Below are 18,257 nucleotides of genomic sequence, written 5' to 3'. Positions count from 1 at the left end.
TAATAGAATATCACAAAATCCATCAAAAATAAACTTATCCACAGTGTTAATATTTATAACCAACTAAAAAATCCTTTATCCACATGTGAATAAGGAATTCTCTTTAAATCTTTTTTATTGAGGACTTTTGGATCATTAAAAAACCCCCGATTTCCGGAGGTTCTCATTTAACTATGGTTTTATCACAATATGACGGTGTGGTTCAGCGCCTTCTGAGCTGGTTTTGACCTGCTCATTCGTCTGCAACGCACCATGGATAATTTTCCGCTCAAATGCGGGCATTGCCTCGAGTGTTACCGTTTTATTCATTCTTAACGCTTTATCTGCCATCTTATGCGCCAGGGATTCAAGTGTCTCTTTCCTTCTGCCGCGATAGCCTTCCGCATCAACGCTAACAGTGTAATACTGATCCCCGTCCTTATTCAGGACAAGATGAACTAAATATTGGATTGCGTTCAGTGTCTGTCCGTGCTTTCCGATCAGTACAGCGATTTTATCACCTGACAGATCGAACGTGACATGATTCTCTGAAACCGTTGTTGTCACGTCAGCACCGACACTCATCTTTTCAGTTACCTCTTTCAGGAAAGTTTCGGCTTCTTCGATCTGACTTGTTTCCAACGTCACCTTTACAAAGGCACGCTTAGAACCAAAAACGCCCAGAAGCCCTTTTTTCCCTTCATCAATCACTTCAACCTCAACATGGTCCCTTATGGTGTCTAACTGCTCTAATGCTGATTGGACCGCTTCTTCAACCGTTTGTCCACTAGCAGTTATTTCTCTCACTTTTTGTCTCCCCCAGTATTATTATCATTCATCATTGGTTTGCGAATGAAAACCGTCTGAGCAACCATGAACACATTACCTACAACCCAGTAAAGAGCCAGCGCTGCCGGGAAGAAAAACGCAAAGACCGTAATCATGATCGGCATAACATACAGCATGACCATCATTTGCGGATTTTGTGCTGCCGGACTTCCCGCCATCATTAATTTTTGCTGGTAAAATGTCGCTGCACCGGCAATCAGCGGTAAAATGTAATCCGGCTGCCCTAACTGGAACCACAGAAAAGGATGCTCCTGCAATTCAGGCGTCCGCATAATCGCATGATACATCGCAATCAGAATCGGCATTTGCACAAATATAGGCAAACAGCCTGCAAGCGGGTTTACCCCGTGTTTCTGGAATAACTGCATTGTTTCCTGCTGCAGTTTTTGCTGCGTGTTTGCATCTTTTGATGAATATTTTTGCTGTAATTCTTTCAGTTCCGGCTGGATCTCCTGCATTGCTTTTGAACTTTTCAGCTGTTTAACGTTTAATGGCAGAAGAATCAAACGGACAATGACCGTTACGATGATAATCGATAATCCATAACTTCCATTAAATAAATTTGCAAAATAAGTAATCACTTGTGATAGCGGCCATACAAAATAGGAATTCCAAATTCCTTCACTCTCAGAACTGATCGGTTGATTTATATCCATACATCCAGAGAGAAGCACCAATAACCCGACTAAGGTTATAAGCAGCCAAACCTTTTTACGCAAATTATTTCCTCCTAACAAACAAAAAAACACTATGTATAAGACCTATTTGCTATTTTACCATTAAAACAATAGGAGATTCCATATATAATCAAAAAAGGCGATTATTTTTTTAACATCAATTTTTCTTTCGTCAGTAAATGAATCAAACTTTTTTTCACCTGATGAAAATTCATCTGCCTTGTAGGGTGTCGTGCAATGATAATGACATCTTTTGTCGGACTGACATAGTCTTCCAGCTCAAGAAATGCCTGACGCAGATATCGTTTGATACGATTCCTCATAACAGCATTGCCTATTTTTTTACCGACAGACAACCCAATGCGGAAATGGTTCTGTCCTGGTTTTTCTAAATAATATACAACAAGCTGCCGATTTGCAAATGACTTTCCATGTTTAAACACATGCTGGAATTCTTTATTATCTTTAATCCGGTATATTTTTTTCATCCGATCACCTTCATCATTCATCTTTCCCACTATAGTGGAAAAAAGACCACTGATAATGTCAGTGGTCTATGCAGACAATACTTTTCTTCCTTTACGACGACGGCGCTTCAATACCTGACGTCCGTCTTTTGTACTCATCCGCTTACGGAAACCGTGTACTTTCTTCCGCTTACGGTTATTTGGTTGAAATGTTCTCTTCATTTATCATACACCTCCCTGAGGAATTCAAACATAACACTACAATTTTAAAGGCAGTCTTACACATTATAATGAAAAACAATTCTACCTGTCAACGTTTCATTGTTTAAATTTTATCCACAGATCTTTGTGATATTTATTTTAGCCGTGAATTTTTATTCACAACACGTATCGACAATTTACCAACAAAATATAGTAGTGTGGATAAATATTGTCTACAACCGATGGACTTTGTGGATAAGTGTCGAAAAAGCGTTGCATGATGCACTTTTTTTTGGTATTATAATTGTGTTTTAACATGTGTAAAAAATCATTTCATATTTCACTTTTCCACAGTTTGTGGATATTGTGTGGATATATATACACACCTCTGTTTATCAAACTATCAACAAAAGTGTGGATAACGTACATAACTCTTAAATTATGTTGCAGTGACCATACTTAAACATCCACAACAAAATACGCACACATTTTTAACAGAAAACCTTTCCGTCTTTCCTGTCAGGATATGAACCGCGAAAGGGTTTTTCTATCATCTATCAAGATTGAAAGGGGTGAGGTGAGTTGGAAAACATCGATGAATTATGGAATGCGACGCTTGAGAAGATTGAGGATAAGATTAGCAAACCAAGTTTTGATACTTGGCTAAAAAATACAAAAGCCCAATCATTAAAAGAGGATACATTAATTGTTCTGGCACCTAACGAATTTGCACGCGACTGGCTTGAAGGCCGCTATACTAAATTAATAGATGAAATACTGCTGGAAATAACAGGTGCACGTTTAGCAACACGCTTTATTGTTCCGGATTCAAATGATTCAGTTGATGACGTGGATCCTGCTCCCAAAAAAGTTCCAATTGACAATAATAATGGCGGACCAAATCATACAAAAACGATGCTGAATTCCAAATATACATTTGACACCTTCGTAATCGGATCCGGTAATCGCTTTGCGCACGCTGCATCCCTTGCCGTGGCTGAGGCCCCTGCCAAAGCCTACAATCCGTTATTCATTTATGGTGGTGTCGGTCTCGGCAAAACACACTTGATGCACGCCATCGGGCATTATGTCCGGGATCACAATCCGGAAGCAAACGTTGTTTATATAACATCTGAAAAATTTACGAATGAATTCATCAATGCCATTATGGATAATAAGGCAACTCAATTCCGGAACAAGTATCGCAATATTGACATTCTATTAATCGATGATATTCAATTTATCGCTGGAAAAGAATCAACACAGGAAGAATTTTTCCATACATTTAACGCACTTCATGAGGAAAATAAACAAATCATCATTTCGAGTGATCGGCCGCCTAAGGAAATTCCGACGCTTGAAGACCGGCTGCGTTCGAGATTTGAGTGGGGACTGATTACAGATATTACCCCACCAGATCTGGAAACACGGATTGCAATTTTGTCAAAAAAAGCAAAAGCAGACGGTCTCGATATTCCAAATGAAGTGATGCTTTATATCGCCAATCAGATCGATACGAACATTCGTGAACTGGAAGGTGCATTGATCCGGGTAGTCGCCTATTCTTCCCTTGTTAATCAGGATATTGATGCATCACTTGCAGCAGATGCGCTGAAAGATATTATTCCAAGCAATAAACCGCGCACGATTACCATTCAAGGTATTCAGCAAGCCGTCGGTGAAAAATATAATGTCAAATTGGAAGATTTTGCGGCGAAAAAACGGACAAAGTCAATCGCGTTCCCTCGACAAATTGCGATGTATCTATCGCGTGAACTGACTGATTTTTCATTGCCTAAAATTGGTGAGGAATTTGGCGGAAGGGACCATACAACCGTCATTCATGCCCATGAAAAAATCGTGAAAATGATGGAAAACGATACACTGTTGAGCCGCGACATCGAAGAATTAAAAGAACAAATGAAATCATTCTAAGTGTGTGTTCAAAAAGGAGGATAACAACCTCTTTAAGTTATAAACCTGTTAATTATGTGAATAATAATTGCACACTTATAAACATTCTATCCACATGTGAATAACTCTTAATAGGCAGGGTTTCTATAGATATCCACATAATCACAGACATTATTACTATTATTACTATATTTTTATAAAAAAATAATTAATATATGCATCCAAAAGGAGAATAAAGTTCATGAAATTTATCGTTCAGCGTCAACAGTTAATTTCAAGTGTCCAGAATGTCATGAAAGCAATCTCATCCAGAACGGCAATTCCTATTTTGACTGGGATGAAAATAGACGCAACAGCAAATGGCATTACGTTAACCGGAAGTGATTCGGATATTTCAATCGAATCATTCATTCCTGCAGAAGAAGACGGCATGGTTAATGCTGAACAGATTGAAGCTGGCAGTGTCGTACTGCAGGCACGTTATTTTCCGGATATTGTCCGGAAACTTCCAGAAAATACTGTTGAAATCGAAGCTGATGAAAGTTTTAATGTGACTATTCAATCAGGCAAGGCTAAGTTTAACCTGAATGGACAAGATGCCAGCGAATATCCACAGCTCCCTGTTCTGCAGACGGAAAACAGTTTTGAAATCCAGTCAGACCTGCTGAGAAACTTAATTAGACAAACCGTTTTTGCTGTGTCAGCAATGGAAACCAGACCTATTCTAACCGGTGTCAATATCAAAGTTGATAATGACACGTTGTATTTTACTGCTACAGACAGTCACCGGCTCGCATTGCGCAGCATCCCGCTGGAGGGCGTCACATTAAATATGCCAAATATTGTCGTGCCGGGAAAAAGTTTGAATGAACTGAATAAAATTCTGGATGATAAAGGCGAAAAAGTCGAAATCAGTGTCACAAATAATCAAATCATGTTTCGCACTAAACATTTAAATTTTCTGTCGAGATTACTCGACGGCAATTATCCGGAAACATCCCGGCTAATTCCGGATCAGAGCCAGACAACGCTTCATATTAAAACAAAAGAATTAATTAATACCATTGACCGGGCGTCCTTACTTGCCAGAGAAGAGCGGAATAATGTCGTCAAATTGACTACCCAGGATAGTCAGATTTTACAGATTACCAGCAATTCACCCGAAGTCGGTCAAGTTGCCGAGGAGATCACCGTGGAATCACTTGAAGGCGAAGATCTAAAAATCTCATTTAGTTCAAAATATATGCTGGATGCCCTGAAAGCCATTGAGAGTGATGAGGTTCTCATTAAATTTACCGGCGCCATGCGTCCGTTCATTATTCGACCTGTCGATGATGATTCGATTTTACAACTGATACTACCAGTGAGGACTTATTAAGTTAGAAAATTTGGCTTATCGCCAAGCTTTTATATGGCGAAAGCCTAGTTGCCAATGAAAATGAGGTTGGGACATAACTAATTTTATCAACTCTAAAGACGAACAATACTACGATTTAGCGAAGGAAATATACGTAGACTCCTGCGGGAGCAGAGGCATAGGTGAGACCCCGCAGTGCGAAGCACGAGGAGGCTCACCAGCCGACCGCGGAAAGCGGAGTATATTTCCGGAGCGGATTATTTGCACTAACCATTTATTCTAGTTGTTCGGATTTTTGTTTGAAAAAGATACTTTTGTCCCGACCTCTTCTCCTTTCATTCTCCGGAAATCTGCTGCCTTCCGCCGATTTTATAATAATTAGAGCATCTTTCCTTTCCATAGCACCGAATCTTTAGTAAAATAGATAAGAAGTACAATAAACGTCAATCAATAAGTGAAAAGTCTGGTGATCAGCATGCATGAACCTGAAAAAATACAAATTGAGACGGATTATATCCAGCTCGGACAATTTATTAAGTTACTGAATGTACTGGATTCCGGTGGTATGGTAAAAGCCTTTTTGCAAGACGAGGGGGTCCTTGTTAACAGCGAACCCGAACACCGCAGAGGAAGAAAAGTTTATCCGGGTGACGTGATTGAAATGGAAGGTATTGGATCTTACGTTGTCACACGGGATTAATCACGGGGAATTTGCATGAACATTGAGCAATTGCAACTAAAAAACTATCGGAATTATGAAAAACTGGATATTTCCTTTAACAATAAGATAAATGTGATTATTGGTGAAAATGCCCAGGGTAAAACCAACCTGATGGAGGCAATATATGTGCTTGCCTTTTCAAAATCACACCGCACACCAAGAGAAAAGGAACTTATCAAATGGGAGCAGGAGTATGCTAAAATAGAAAGCAGGGTCACCAAGCGGAACCAGACAATCCCCCTTGAAATCGTTCTGTCGACAAAAGGGAAAAAGGCAAAATTAAACCACATCGAGCAACGGAAATTAAGCGACTATATTGGTGCATTTAACGTCGTCATGTTTGCACCTGAGCATTTATCACTCGTTAAGGGGCCACCGCAGACAAGAAGACGGTTTATCGATATGGAGCTTGGGCAAATTCAGCCAACATATATTTATCATCTTGGACAGTATCAGAAAATATTAAAACAACGGAATCACTTATTAAAGCAGCTGCAGCGCCGGGAAATACAGGATGAAACAATGCTGGATGTATTGACGGATCAATTCATTCAGCATGCAGCCTTATTATTGGAACGCCGATTTATTTTCCTTGATTTGCTTCGGAAATGGACCAGCCCTGTTCATCATTCGATCAGCCATGGCACTGAAAAGCTTGAAATCAGCTATATGCCAACGATAGTAGTATCAGAATCAGCAAATAAGGAAAAGATAGAAAGTATCTATACCAATAAATTCCATGAACTAAAGAGAAAAGAAATAGAACGCGGTACGACGTTGATCGGGCCGCACCGGGACGATATCGTTTTTTATGTCAATGACAAAGATGTCCAGACGTATGGATCACAGGGGCAGCAGCGGACAGCAGCATTATCGGTGAAACTGGCCGAAATCGAGCTTATCTGCAATGAAGTCGGCGAATACCCGGTTTTACTGCTTGATGATGTATTAAGTGAATTGGATGACCACAGGCAATCTCACTTGTTAAATACAATCAAAGGCAAAGTTCAAACCTTTGTATCGACAACAAATGTTAACGGGATCAATCATGAAACATTGCAGGAAGCACAATTGTTTCGTGTTGAGGATGGTACTGTTGAGACATGATTGTGGAGGAATTCGATGTTTATTCATATTGGCAATGATAATGTAATCCAGTCGAAAGATGTTATCTCCATTATTGATCACAGTGTTGTCACATCTTCGGGGATAATGGAGAAGATGGTGGAAAATGCCACAAAACAGCATACACTTTTTGGTCCAACTGACGAGATAAAGTCAGTTGTTGTTACGAGAGAGAATATTTATTACAGCTCGTTATCTGTCTCAACGCTGAAAAAACGGGCCAGTATGATGTCAACAATCAGCAAACTGGATGACTATTCAGATGAGATTGAGTAAGTCATGAAGATCACTTCATGGATTTAAAGTATGCGAAAACTTTGGTACTCGCTGTCTGAGTGAGCCGAGAAAGAAGTTTTTCCAGGAAACGTAGGTGAAAAGATGTCAGCAGAAAGAAAAATTTCAAATGAACAAGCTTATGGTGCTGATCAGATTCAAGTGCTGGAAGGATTGGAAGCAGTACGGAAAAGACCCGGAATGTATATTGGCACGACCAGTGAAAGAGGGTTGCATCATCTCGTATGGGAAATCGTCGATAATAGTATTGACGAGGCACTTGCCGGTTTCTGTGACAAAATACAGCTCGTTATTGAAAAAGATAATAGTATTACGGTGATTGATAACGGGCGCGGTATTCCGGTTGACATTCAGAAGAAGACCGGCAAACCCGCACTTGAAGTCATTATGACAGTCTTGCATGCCGGCGGTAAGTTCAGTAATGACAGTTATAAAGTGTCCGGCGGGCTGCATGGTGTCGGGGCATCTGTCGTAAACGCCCTGTCAAGCAGTCTTGACGTTTATGTCCACCGTGATGGAAACATTTACTATCTTGGCTTCCAAAAAGGCGTGCCCCAGGGAAAGATCGAAACAATCGGTGAAACAGATATTACAGGGACCAAAACGCAATTTAAACCAGATCCGGAAATCTTTGTCGAATCAACGGAATTTAACTTTGAGTTGCTTGAACAGCGTGTACGTGAGCTCGCTTTTCTGAATAAAGGGATTACCATCTCGCTTGAGGACAAGCGGACTGACCAAGAGCCGGTTGAGTATCATTACGAAGGCGGCATCAGTTCATACGTCAAATATATTAACCGCAACCGCGAAGTGCTTCATGAGCCGTTTTATTCAGAAACTGAAGATGACCAGATTATGGTTGAAGTGGCGATTCAATATAACGATGGCTTTGCAAGCAATATTTACTCGTTTGCCAACAACATTCACACGTATGAAGGCGGATCCCACGAATCAGGTTTCAAGTCCGGCCTGACACGGGCAATTAATGATTACGCACGCAAAAATAGCATGTTTAAAGAAAATGATCCGAATTTAAGCGGTGATGATGTCCGCGAAGGTCTGACAGCCATCGTTTCCATTAAACATCCCGATCCGCAGTTTGAAGGTCAGACAAAGACCAAGCTTGGCAACAGTGAAGTGAAAAAGGTAACGGATTCGGCATTCAGTGAAGCTTTTTCGAAATTCCTGTTTGAAAATCCCGATGTGGCAAAACTTGTTGTTGAAAAAGGGTTAATGGCATCACGTGCACGCCTTGCAGCGAAAAAGGCCCGTGAATTGACGAGGCGAAAAAGCGCTCTTGAAGTATCTAACCTGCCTGGCAAACTTGCCGATTGCTCATCGAGGGATGCAAGCATTGGTGAACTGTATATTGTTGAGGGTGACTCTGCCGGCGGTTCAGCCAAGCAAGGCCGGGACCGGCACTTCCAGGCGATCCTGCCATTACGCGGTAAAATATTGAATGTTGAAAAGGCACGTCTCGATAAAATCTTATCCAATAAGGAAGTCCGAGCCATGATTACGGCATTGGGAACGGGGATCGGCGAAGACTTTGATATTACCAAGGCTCGTTATCATAAAATTGTTATCATGACAGACGCCGATGTTGATGGTGCGCATATCCGGACATTATTGTTAACCTTTTTCTATCGCTATATGCGTCCATTAATCGAACACGGCTATGTTTATATTGCCCAGCCGCCATTGTATAAAATCCAACAGGGAAAGGCTGCCCATTACGCCTACGATGACAAAGAGATGGAACGTATTCTGAACGAACTTCCGAAATCACCGAAGCCAGGACTGCAGCGCTATAAAGGTCTTGGAGAAATGAATGCGGAACAGCTTTGGGAAACAACCATGGATCCGGAAACGCGCACATTGCTTCAGGTCGGCCTTTCCGATGCCATGGATGCTGATAATATCTTTGATATGCTGATGGGTGACAAAGTGGAACCACGCCGGAATTTCATCGAAGAAAATGCTCAATATGTCCAAAACCTGGATATTTAGAGAATCATTCTAAAGGAAAATAGACTGGAGTCTCACGAAGGAAGATTTGGAGGTATTTGTAAATGGCGGATGAACAACGTCCGAACGTTCAGGAAATTAATCTCAATCAGGAAATGCGCACATCTTTTCTTGATTATGCCATGAGTGTCATCGTATCACGGGCACTTCCCGATGTGCGTGATGGCATGAAACCTGTCCATCGCAGAATTTTATATGCCATGAATGATCTTGGGATGCATGCAGACAAAGCGTATAAAAAATCTGCCCGTATTGTCGGTGAAGTGATCGGTAAATACCATCCGCACGGGGATTCTGCTGTCTATGAATCAATGGTGCGCATGGCACAGGATTTCAGCTACCGCTATATGCTTGTGGACGGTCACGGCAATTTCGGTTCAGTTGACGGAGACTCGGCAGCAGCTATGCGTTATACAGAAGCACGCATGTCTAAAATTTCGATGGAATTATTGCGTGACATCAACAAGGATACCATTGATTATACGGATAACTATGACGGAACGGAACGGGAGCCGGTTGTTTTTCCGGCACGTTTTCCGAATCTGCTTGTTAATGGTGCAGCTGGGATTGCTGTAGGCATGGCGACCAACATTCCGCCTCACAACCTTGGTGAAACGATTGATGCGGTATTGGCAGTCAGTAAGGATCCTGAAATCACGATTAATGAGTTGATGGAAAACTATATCTATGGCCCTGACTTTCCGACAGCAGGTGAAATACTTGGCCGAAGCGGCATCCGCAAAGCGTTTGAAACAGGGAAAGGTTCTGTGACCATACGGGCAAAGGTACATATTGATGAACAGCCAAATGGCAAATCAACGATTATTGCAACCGAATTGCCTTATCAGGTCAATAAAGCGAGGTTAATTGAAAAAATTGCCGAGCTTGTGCGTGATAAACGGATTGATGGCATTACAGACTTGCGTGATGAATCAGACCGGAATGGCTTACGTGTTGTCATTGAACTCCGCCGTGATGCCAATCCTAACATTGTGTTGAATAATTTATATAAATACACGGCTTTACAGACGACGTTTGGCATTAACACGCTGGCACTAGTTGATGGACGGCCGAGAGTATTAACCATTAAGCAGTGCCTTGAGTACTATCTGGAACATCAGAAAGAAATTGTTAAACGCCGAACTGCATTTGAATTGCGGAAGGCTGAAGCACGCGCTCATATTCTGGAAGGTTTGCGCGTGGCACTGGATCACCTGGACGAGGTCATTTCGCTAATCCGCAACTCAAAGACAACGGATATCGCCCGTGACGGCCTGATGGAGAATTACGGTCTGAGTGAGAAGCAAGCCCAGGCAATTCTGGATATGCGTTTGCAACGCCTGACAGGCCTAGAACGTGAAAAAATCGTTAATGAATACAACGAGCTTCTTAAGCAGATTGATGAACTGAAAGCCATTTTGGCCGATGAAGAAAAAGTTCTGGAAATAATCCGGGAAGAACTGGCGGAGATAAAAGAGAAATATAACGATCCCCGCCGGACGGAAATCGTGGCCGGTGGAGCAGATTTTATTGAGGATGAAGATCTGATCCCTGAGGAAAATGTGGTCATTACGCTTACCCATCAGGGATATGTCAAGCGTCTGCCAGCATCCACGTACCGGTCACAAAAACGCGGCGGCCGCGGAATCCAAGGCATGGGAACTAATGATGATGATTTTGTTGAACATTTGGTTTCCACTTCCACCCATGACACCATTCTTTTCTTTACGAATAAAGGGAAGGTCTACCGTGCCAAAGGTTATGAAGTTCCCGAATTCAGCCGGACTGCAAAAGGCATACCGATTATTAATCTGCTGCAGATTGAAAAAGGTGAATGGATTAATGCGGTCATCTCGGTTTCCGAATATAGTGAGGACTACTACCTTTTCTTTACAACAAGACACGGATTATCCAAACGAACGAAATTATCGCAATTTGCCAATATACGCAAAGGCGGGCTGATTGCCGTTGGACTGCGTGAAGAAGATGAGCTGATTTCGGTCAGGCTGACAGACGGAGCGAAAGACATTATGATGGGAACCAAAAATGGGTACCTGATCCGCTTTCCGGAAGACCAGGTTCGGTCAATGGGCAGAAATGCAGCAGGTGTACGCGGTATATCACTGCGGGATGATGATGAAGTGGTCTCCATGGAGATTCTAGATAAAGGCCTGCAAGTACTCCATGTGACCAACAAAGGTATCGGAAAACGCACTCCTGAAGATCAGTACCGCAGGACAAATCGCGGTGGTAAAGGTATTTTCACTTGTAAATTGTCGGATGACAACCATGTTGTAGCGGTTAAAGCCGTTACAGGTGAAGAAGATATCATGCTCATTACCGCTGCCGGTGTGCTGATTCGTATTCCGGTTGAAGGGATTTCCCAGACCGGACGAAATGCACAAGGCGTCAAATTGATTCGCCTGAACGAAGATGAAGAGGTCGCAACTGTTGCAAAGGTGGAAAAAGAGGAAGAAGAACCGGAAGTAGATGCCGGAGAAGAAGATAATACTGTAACGGATTCAGAGTCAGCAGACGATCAGAAGAATGAGGAATTGTGATCCTGACAAGCTGATTCAACAAGTGACCCACAATGGATTATTTCTCAATCCGTTATGGGTCACTTTTTTGATAGTTGAGCCGCCACTTAAACCTCTCTGTATATCCGGGAGGCAGTAGCTTACTGCCCATTATATGCTGGGCAAACGTTCTCCCAGTGCTTTCGGCATTTTTTCGGCCGTTATTGAGAGGAAATGTTTAATAAATGGATAGTCCGCATCGGGCCTTGAGGTCAGGAGTTCTCCCCACCATTCGGGTTCATATCGGCACAGCATGCTTAAATTATAAAGAAGCAAATAATGAATCATGATTTCTGCAGTCGGCAAAAACTGATCGCGATGCAGCGGAAAATAAATGATCCTGTTTTGCATATCCGTGAAAAAGGGACTTGCGCTTGCCGGGCTGAACGGTGCTGCTAAATTAACCCGAAGAAAGTCAGTTTTTGTTTCCGTGTGTTTGATTGGCGGCAAATAGGGTTTGATACGCTTGATAAACGTGTTGGCTGTTAAATGAAAGTTATCCAATAACAAGGTCGGAAATTGTAAGCAGGCTGTTTCGACATTCCCGATTTTTATCATCTTGTCTGTTTGATGCAATTTAAATAGTGGCGACATTTCAGGAATCAACGAAAACAGCTGCTCCATTTTTATTTTTTCAAATGGAGATCTTCTGATCGAAAAAAAGTGTTCAGAGAAATAGGGAAATAATCCGTTTTGCTGGATTTTGACTTCATCATCCAGAAATGTATAATGTCGCTTCTTGCGCTTTCGGCTTGATACGCCATGTGCCAGTATTGCTGTTGATTCGGGATAATCCGGTCTTGTTGTTAAGAGAGCTGCTTTTAGTAAATGGACCATGCCATAAAAAAACAGTATCGGTTGCATGAGGGTTTCCATTTGTCTGCCATTTTCATAAAACCGGAGGCCATGATCAAGATAATGGATGAATTTATTGCAGTTCTCAAAACTTTTTACAGATGCATCAACAACACCCAACCGGCTATAACAGTTGTATAAATACTCACGGGCTGTTTGCTGTGACTGAAGATATGTTAAGAATTCTGTCAAATCATGATTCGACATATATTGTCCACCTTTGACTATGTAAATTTTCGGAATCAAATTTCTTTTATCACATATTGCTTATTGTATTGAAAAAGCGTGCCGGTTGGCGTATTCTATAAAACAATAGAATTGCATTTAACTAATGTACATGCATTAGTTTCACCAATTGACAACATAATAATCATTCACATACACCACTAAGGATAGGAGGATGAAAGATGCGTAACGACAAGTTCGCTAAAGAAGGACTGACTTTTGATGATGTTTTATTGATGCCGGACAGATCCGAGGTACTGCCAAAAGATGTCGATGTGAGTACAGCACTATCCGATAAAATCAGACTATACGCACCGCTGATCAGCGCGGGCATGGATACGGTCACCGAAGCAGATATGGCAATTGCCATGGCCCGGCAAGGTGGATTGGGCGTTATTCACAAAAATATGTCGATTGAAGATCAGGCAGAACAGGTAGATCGTGTCAAACGGTCAGAAAGCGGTGTAATCACAAATCCATTTTTCCTCACCCCGGAGCATCAGGTTTATGATGCTGAACATTTAATGGGAAAATTTCGGATTTCCGGGGTTCCGATTGTTAATAATATTGACGATCAGAAATTAACTGGCATTTTGACGAATCGTGACCTGCGATTCATCCAGGATTATTCCACAGCAATAAAAGAAGTGATGACAAACGAAGACCTAGTGACTGCTCCTGTTGGGACGACGCTTGAAGAAGCCGAATATCTGCTTCAGCAGCATCGGATTGAGAAACTGCCTTTAACTGATGATAATGGCATACTCAAAGGCTTAATCACGATAAAAGATATTGAAAAAGTGATTGAATTCCCGAATGCAGCGAAAGATTCCATGGGAAGACTTTTAGCCGGAGCGGCTGTCGGTGTAACCGGTGATGCCATGACACGTATTGAAAAACTGGTTGAAGCAGGCGTTGATGTGATTATCATCGATACGGCACATGGCCATTCATCAGGGGTACTCGATAAGGTGCGAGCTGTTCGGGAGGCATATCCGGACCTCCATATCATAGCGGGGAATGTGGCGACTGCTGAAGCGACAGTACAGTTAATTAAGTCAGGCGTATCGGCAGTAAAAGTTGGGATCGGTCCAGGTTCAATTTGTACGACCAGAGTTGTGGCCGGGGTCGGTGTTCCGCAAATAACAGCCGTTTATGATTGTGCCGTTGCAGCTTCCGAATATGGTGTTCCAGTCATTGCTGATGGCGGTATCAAGTATTCCGGTGATGTCGTCAAGGCACTCGCAGCCGGCGCCCATGCTGTTATGCTAGGCAGTATGTTTGCCGGTGTATCGGAAAGTCCCGGGGAGACCGAAATATTCCAGGGGAGACAGTATAAAGTCTATCGCGGCATGGGATCGGTAGGCGCCATGAAGGCCGGCTCCAAGGATCGCTATTTTCAGGAAGCTGAAGACTCTAAAAAACTGGTTCCGGAAGGCATTGAAGGAAGAACAGCTTATAAAGGGCCACTTGCTGACACGGTCCATCAGTTGATGGGCGGTTTGCGTGCAGGTATGGGCTATTGCGGAACGGAATCGATTGAAGCATTACGTCGCGATGCCCGGTTTATCCGGATTTCGAATGCCGGACTAAGAGAGAGCCATCCGCATGATGTGCAAATTACAAAGGAAGCACCGAATTATTCGTAATAAAGTGCAACTTCATTCTTAACATGACCTATTAAATTTTTAATAGATAGGGCTTTTCCCTGTCTATTTTTTCTCTTTCTTTTATGGTAAAATATCAAAGTATGAAAATTAATATAAAAAAAATGAACCATTTCATAATATGGCGGGGGTAGAGAAAGTGAAAAACAACATTAAGAAAAGTTTGTCATTATTGTTTGCAGCATTGGTTTTGCTGACAACCTTTACTGTACAGCCGTTTTCCGTACAGGCGGCGGAAACACTTGATATAAATGCGGAGTCAGCTATACTGGTTGATGCCGAAACAGGTAAGGTTATTTATGCGAAAGAACCTGATATGGCACTGCCTCCAGCCAGTATGACCAAAATGATGACCGAATACCTGGTCCAGGAAGCAATCAACGAAGAAAATATCAGCTGGGATACGACAACTCAGGTTAGTGACTATGCATTTGATATATCAGATAATACGACTTTCTCAGGTATCGGTTTGACTAAGGGTAAGGATTATACGGTAGAAGAGTTGTATAATGCAATGGCTGTTTTTTCAGATAACGGTGCGACCATTGCGCTCGCAGAACTTGTTGCAGGTTCTGAGGGGGAATTTGTTAAGATGATGAATGAAAAGGCAGAAGAAATGGGACTGCCTGAATATAACTTTGTTAACTCAACCGGGTTGGCAAATAGTTCACTTGGCGAATACGCACCTGAAGGAACTGATCCGAACGGTACCAATCGGTTGTCGGCCAGGTCAGCGGCATTACTGGCCTATAACTTGGTGAATGACCACCCGAAAGCATTGGAAATATCCAGCCAGAAGAAAACTGAGTTTGAAGGCTATACAGTGGAAAATTTGAACTGGATGCTTCCGCATGATTCTGTTAACTTCGAGCAATTTTATTACGAAGGAGTAGACGGACTGAAAACCGGTTTCACCGATATGGCAGGCTATTGCTTTACAGGCACTGCCAAAAAATATGGTAAACGGTATATCTCCGTTGTCATGAAAACAGACAGCAAGGGAGCGCGTTTTGAGGAAACGGCAAAATTGTTGGATTATGGCTTTAACCAATTTGAGAAGCAGGAACTCTTCCCGGCCGGATACCAGCTGGAAGGTAAATCTGATATCCCTGTCTCAAAAGGGAAGGAAGATAGTGTACAAGTCGCAACTGACCAAGCATTCAGTGCTCCCGTTAAAGGCGAACAGGCTGAAAACTATAGCATCGACTATCAATTGGATGAAGATAAGCTGAATAAAGAAGGAAAACTTGCCGCGCCAATTGAAAAAGGAGAAAAAGTCGGTACAGCTAAAGTTGTCTACAATGGCGAGAATGATTATGGTTACATTTTTCCGAATGCCGATCAGCAGACAATTGACGTGGTAGCGCAAAAAGGTATTGAAAAAGACAATTGGTTCATGCTGACATTGGGTGCCGTTGGCGGCTTCTTTGGAAATATTTTTAACACAGTCGTCGATACCGTGACAGGCTGGTTCTAGGTAGCATATCACATAGGAGGGGAACAACATGGCAAACACAGGGACAGAACGCGTTAAACGCGGCATGGCAGAGATGCAAAAAGGCGGCGTCATTATGGATGTTGTCAATGCCGAACAGGCTAAAATAGCAGAACAGGCAGGTGCAGTTGCCGTTATGGCATTGGAGCGGGTACCATCTGATATCCGCGCAGCCGGTGGTGTTGCCCGGATGGCGAGTCCGGAAATTACAGAAGAGGTTATGAATGCTGTATCCATTCCGGTCATGGCAAAGGCACGCATTGGCCACATTGTGGAAGCCCGTGTGCTGGAAGCGATGGGTGTTGATTATATCGATGAAAGTGAAGTGCTGACACCTGCAGATGAAGAATATCACCTGAAAAAATCCGATTATACCGTTCCATTTGTGTGCGGTTGCCGTAACCTTGGTGAAGCAGCACGCCGTATCGGTGAGGGAGCATCCATGTTGCGTACAAAAGGTGAGCCGGGAACAGGAAATATCGTTGAGGCTGTTCGTCATATGCGCCAGGTTCAGTCGGAAATCAGAAAACTGACCTCCATGTCGGCAGATGAAGTGATGACCTATGCAAAAGAAATCGGTGCCCCGTATGAACTGCTGATGGAAGTCAAAGAGGAAGGCCGTCTTCCAGTCGTCAATTTTGCAGCAGGCGGCGTGGCAACACCAGCTGATGCAGCACTGATGATGCAACTTGGAGCAGATGGTGTATTCGTCGGCTCTGGTATCTTTAAATCGAACCACCCTGAAAAATTTGCAAAAGCTATTGTTGAAGCTACTACACATTATACGGATTACCAATTGATCGGCGAGCTTTCCAAAGATCTTGGCACTGCCATGAAGGGTGTTGAAATGGGCACTTTGGAAGCCCATGATCGTATGCAGGACCGCAGCGAGTAGAAAGAAGGAATCGTTATGAACACTATCGGTGTACTGGCATTACAGGGTGCTGTGCGTGAGCATGTCCGCTCAATCGAGGAAACAGGTGCGGCAGCCATAGAAATAAAACGGAAAGACCAGCTGGAGGAAATTGACGGTTTAATTCTGCCTGGCGGGGAAAGTACGACAATGCGCAGACTGATTGATAGCTACGGCTTTTTTGATGCCATCCAAGAGTTTGGAAAACAAGGCAAGCCAATTTTCGGGACGTGTGCCGGTATGATTTTATTGGCGAGTGCTATTGAGGGTCAAGAACAGGCACATTTAGGATTAATGGACATGAAGGTTGCCCGGAATGCATTCGGCCGTCAAGTGGCAAGCTTTGAAGCGAATTTGGATGTGAAATACGCTGGGGATGCATTTAATGCCGTGTTTATCCGTGCACCATATATATTGGAAGCGGGATCTGATGTGGAAGTGCTGGCTTCTTATCAGAACAGAACTGTTGCAGCAAGACAGGGGCTTTATCTGTGTACGGCTTTTCATCCCGAACTGACTGATGACAACCGTTTGATTGAATATTTTGCCCAAATGGTGGAACAATCAAAACAGACACTTGCATCTTGATTTAGAATCCGATATGATAAAGCTTAACATATGGAACAGTCGTGACAGGAAGCAGTAACAGGATTGACTTTCTTCAGAGAGTCGGTGGCCGGTGAAAACCGATGAAAGCACCTGTGAATCCATCCTTGAACTGGTTTGCTGAAGTTTTTAGTAGGCAAACCCGGCTAAACGCCGTTATCACATTTGAGCCGGAAGCGGACGCGCTTCAATAAGGGTGGCAACGCGGGAAAGATGCTCTCGTCCCTGTTTTAACAGGGGCGGGAGTTTTTTTGGATGTTACTTTATCTGATTTTAGGTTCAGATAATTTTTGCGGGCAGCCCAC

Annotated in this window: 16 protein-coding genes and 1 other annotated feature; of the genes, 11 read left to right on the top strand and 5 right to left on the bottom strand. The window is 42.7% G+C overall.

Annotated elements, in window-relative coordinates:
* Positions 1-171 precede the first annotated feature (171 nt).
* The 4 genes from jag to rpmH all read right to left on the bottom strand — a co-directional run bounded on the left by jag (position 172) and on the right by rpmH (position 2,194).
* Positions 172-786: an RNA-binding cell elongation regulator Jag/EloR gene (jag, locus tag ON01_RS11910; RefSeq protein ID WP_010531272.1), complete on the bottom strand. Its 615-nt coding sequence runs from the start codon at positions 784-786 to the stop codon at positions 172-174.
* Positions 783-1,547, bottom strand: a complete 765-nt coding sequence (gene spoIIIJ, locus ON01_RS11905; RefSeq protein ID WP_010531271.1) for a YidC family membrane integrase SpoIIIJ — start codon at positions 1,545-1,547, stop codon at positions 783-785. The genes jag and spoIIIJ overlap by 4 nt, the downstream gene beginning before the upstream one ends.
* A 101-nt stretch (positions 1,548-1,648) precedes the next feature.
* Positions 1,649-1,993 carry a ribonuclease P protein component gene (gene rnpA, locus ON01_RS11900; RefSeq protein ID WP_029329104.1) on the bottom strand — a complete coding sequence of 115 codons (345 nt, stop codon included), beginning with the start codon at positions 1,991-1,993 and terminating at the stop codon, positions 1,649-1,651.
* A gap of 66 nt (positions 1,994-2,059) precedes the next feature.
* A complete protein-coding gene (gene rpmH, locus ON01_RS11895) occupies positions 2,060-2,194 on the bottom strand; it encodes a 50S ribosomal protein L34 (protein ID WP_010531269.1) in 135 nt (44 codons plus the stop codon).
* Positions 2,195-2,755: 561 nt separating this feature from the next.
* Between rpmH and dnaA the strand changes: the two genes are divergently transcribed.
* The 7 genes from dnaA (at position 2,756) to gyrA (ending at position 12,173) form a co-directional block, all read left to right on the top strand.
* The gene (dnaA, locus tag ON01_RS11890; protein WP_010531268.1) at positions 2,756-4,108 is read left to right on the top strand and encodes a chromosomal replication initiator protein DnaA; all 1,353 of its coding nucleotides are present in this window, start codon (positions 2,756-2,758) and stop codon (positions 4,106-4,108) included.
* Between the two features lie 220 nt (positions 4,109-4,328).
* The gene (gene dnaN / locus ON01_RS11885) at positions 4,329-5,465 is read left to right on the top strand and encodes a DNA polymerase III subunit beta (RefSeq protein ID WP_010531267.1); all 1,137 of its coding nucleotides are present in this window, start codon (positions 4,329-4,331) and stop codon (positions 5,463-5,465) included.
* 454 nt (positions 5,466-5,919) lie between these two features.
* Entirely contained in the window at positions 5,920-6,144 is a 225-nt protein-coding gene (gene yaaA, locus ON01_RS11880) for a S4 domain-containing protein YaaA (RefSeq protein WP_029329103.1), read from the top strand.
* Positions 6,145-6,159: 15 nt separating this feature from the next.
* Positions 6,160-7,272, top strand: a complete 1,113-nt coding sequence (gene recF, locus ON01_RS11875; protein WP_010531265.1) for a DNA replication/repair protein RecF — start codon at positions 6,160-6,162, stop codon at positions 7,270-7,272.
* Positions 7,273-7,287: 15 nt separating this feature from the next.
* Positions 7,288-7,566: an extracellular matrix regulator RemB gene (remB, locus tag ON01_RS11870; protein ID WP_010531264.1), complete on the top strand. Its 279-nt coding sequence runs from the start codon at positions 7,288-7,290 to the stop codon at positions 7,564-7,566.
* 102 nt (positions 7,567-7,668) lie between these two features.
* Positions 7,669-9,594, top strand: coding sequence for a DNA topoisomerase (ATP-hydrolyzing) subunit B (gyrB, locus tag ON01_RS11865; RefSeq protein ID WP_010531263.1), 1,926 nt, complete (start codon positions 7,669-7,671; stop codon positions 9,592-9,594).
* A gap of 62 nt (positions 9,595-9,656) precedes the next feature.
* Positions 9,657-12,173, top strand: coding sequence for a DNA gyrase subunit A (gene gyrA / locus ON01_RS11860; protein ID WP_010531262.1), 2,517 nt, complete (start codon positions 9,657-9,659; stop codon positions 12,171-12,173).
* Positions 12,174-12,302: 129 nt separating this feature from the next.
* On the opposite strand, the gene ON01_RS11855 is transcribed toward gyrA, so the two are convergent.
* Positions 12,303-13,253: a YaaC family protein gene (locus tag ON01_RS11855; RefSeq protein ID WP_010531261.1), complete on the bottom strand. Its 951-nt coding sequence runs from the start codon at positions 13,251-13,253 to the stop codon at positions 12,303-12,305.
* A 200-nt stretch (positions 13,254-13,453) separates the two neighbouring features.
* On the opposite strand from ON01_RS11855, the gene guaB reads away from it, so the two are divergent.
* The 4 genes from guaB to pdxT all read left to right on the top strand — a co-directional run bounded on the left by guaB (position 13,454) and on the right by pdxT (position 17,934).
* Positions 13,454-14,920, top strand: a complete 1,467-nt coding sequence (guaB, locus tag ON01_RS11850) for an IMP dehydrogenase (protein WP_010531260.1) — start codon at positions 13,454-13,456, stop codon at positions 14,918-14,920.
* Between the two features lie 157 nt (positions 14,921-15,077).
* Positions 15,078-16,415: a D-alanyl-D-alanine carboxypeptidase family protein gene (locus ON01_RS11845; RefSeq protein WP_010531259.1), complete on the top strand. Its 1,338-nt coding sequence runs from the start codon at positions 15,078-15,080 to the stop codon at positions 16,413-16,415.
* 28 nt (positions 16,416-16,443) lie between these two features.
* On the top strand, positions 16,444-17,328 hold the full coding sequence (gene pdxS, locus ON01_RS11840; protein WP_010531258.1) for a pyridoxal 5'-phosphate synthase lyase subunit PdxS: 885 nt from the start codon (positions 16,444-16,446) through the stop codon (positions 17,326-17,328).
* A 15-nt stretch (positions 17,329-17,343) separates the two neighbouring features.
* Complete coding sequence (pdxT, locus tag ON01_RS11835) at positions 17,344-17,934, top strand: pyridoxal 5'-phosphate synthase glutaminase subunit PdxT (RefSeq protein ID WP_010531257.1); 591 nt, start codon at positions 17,344-17,346, stop codon at positions 17,932-17,934.
* Positions 17,935-17,966: 32 nt separating this feature from the next.
* Positions 17,967-18,182 (top strand) — a binding site (T-box leader).
* The last annotated feature ends 75 nt before the right edge of the window (positions 18,183-18,257 follow it).

Source organism: Lentibacillus jeotgali, assembly GCF_000224785.1.
Classification (GTDB): domain Bacteria; phylum Bacillota; class Bacilli; order Bacillales; family Amphibacillaceae; genus Lentibacillus; species Lentibacillus jeotgali.
This window is presented reverse-complemented; position numbering and strand designations above follow the sequence as displayed.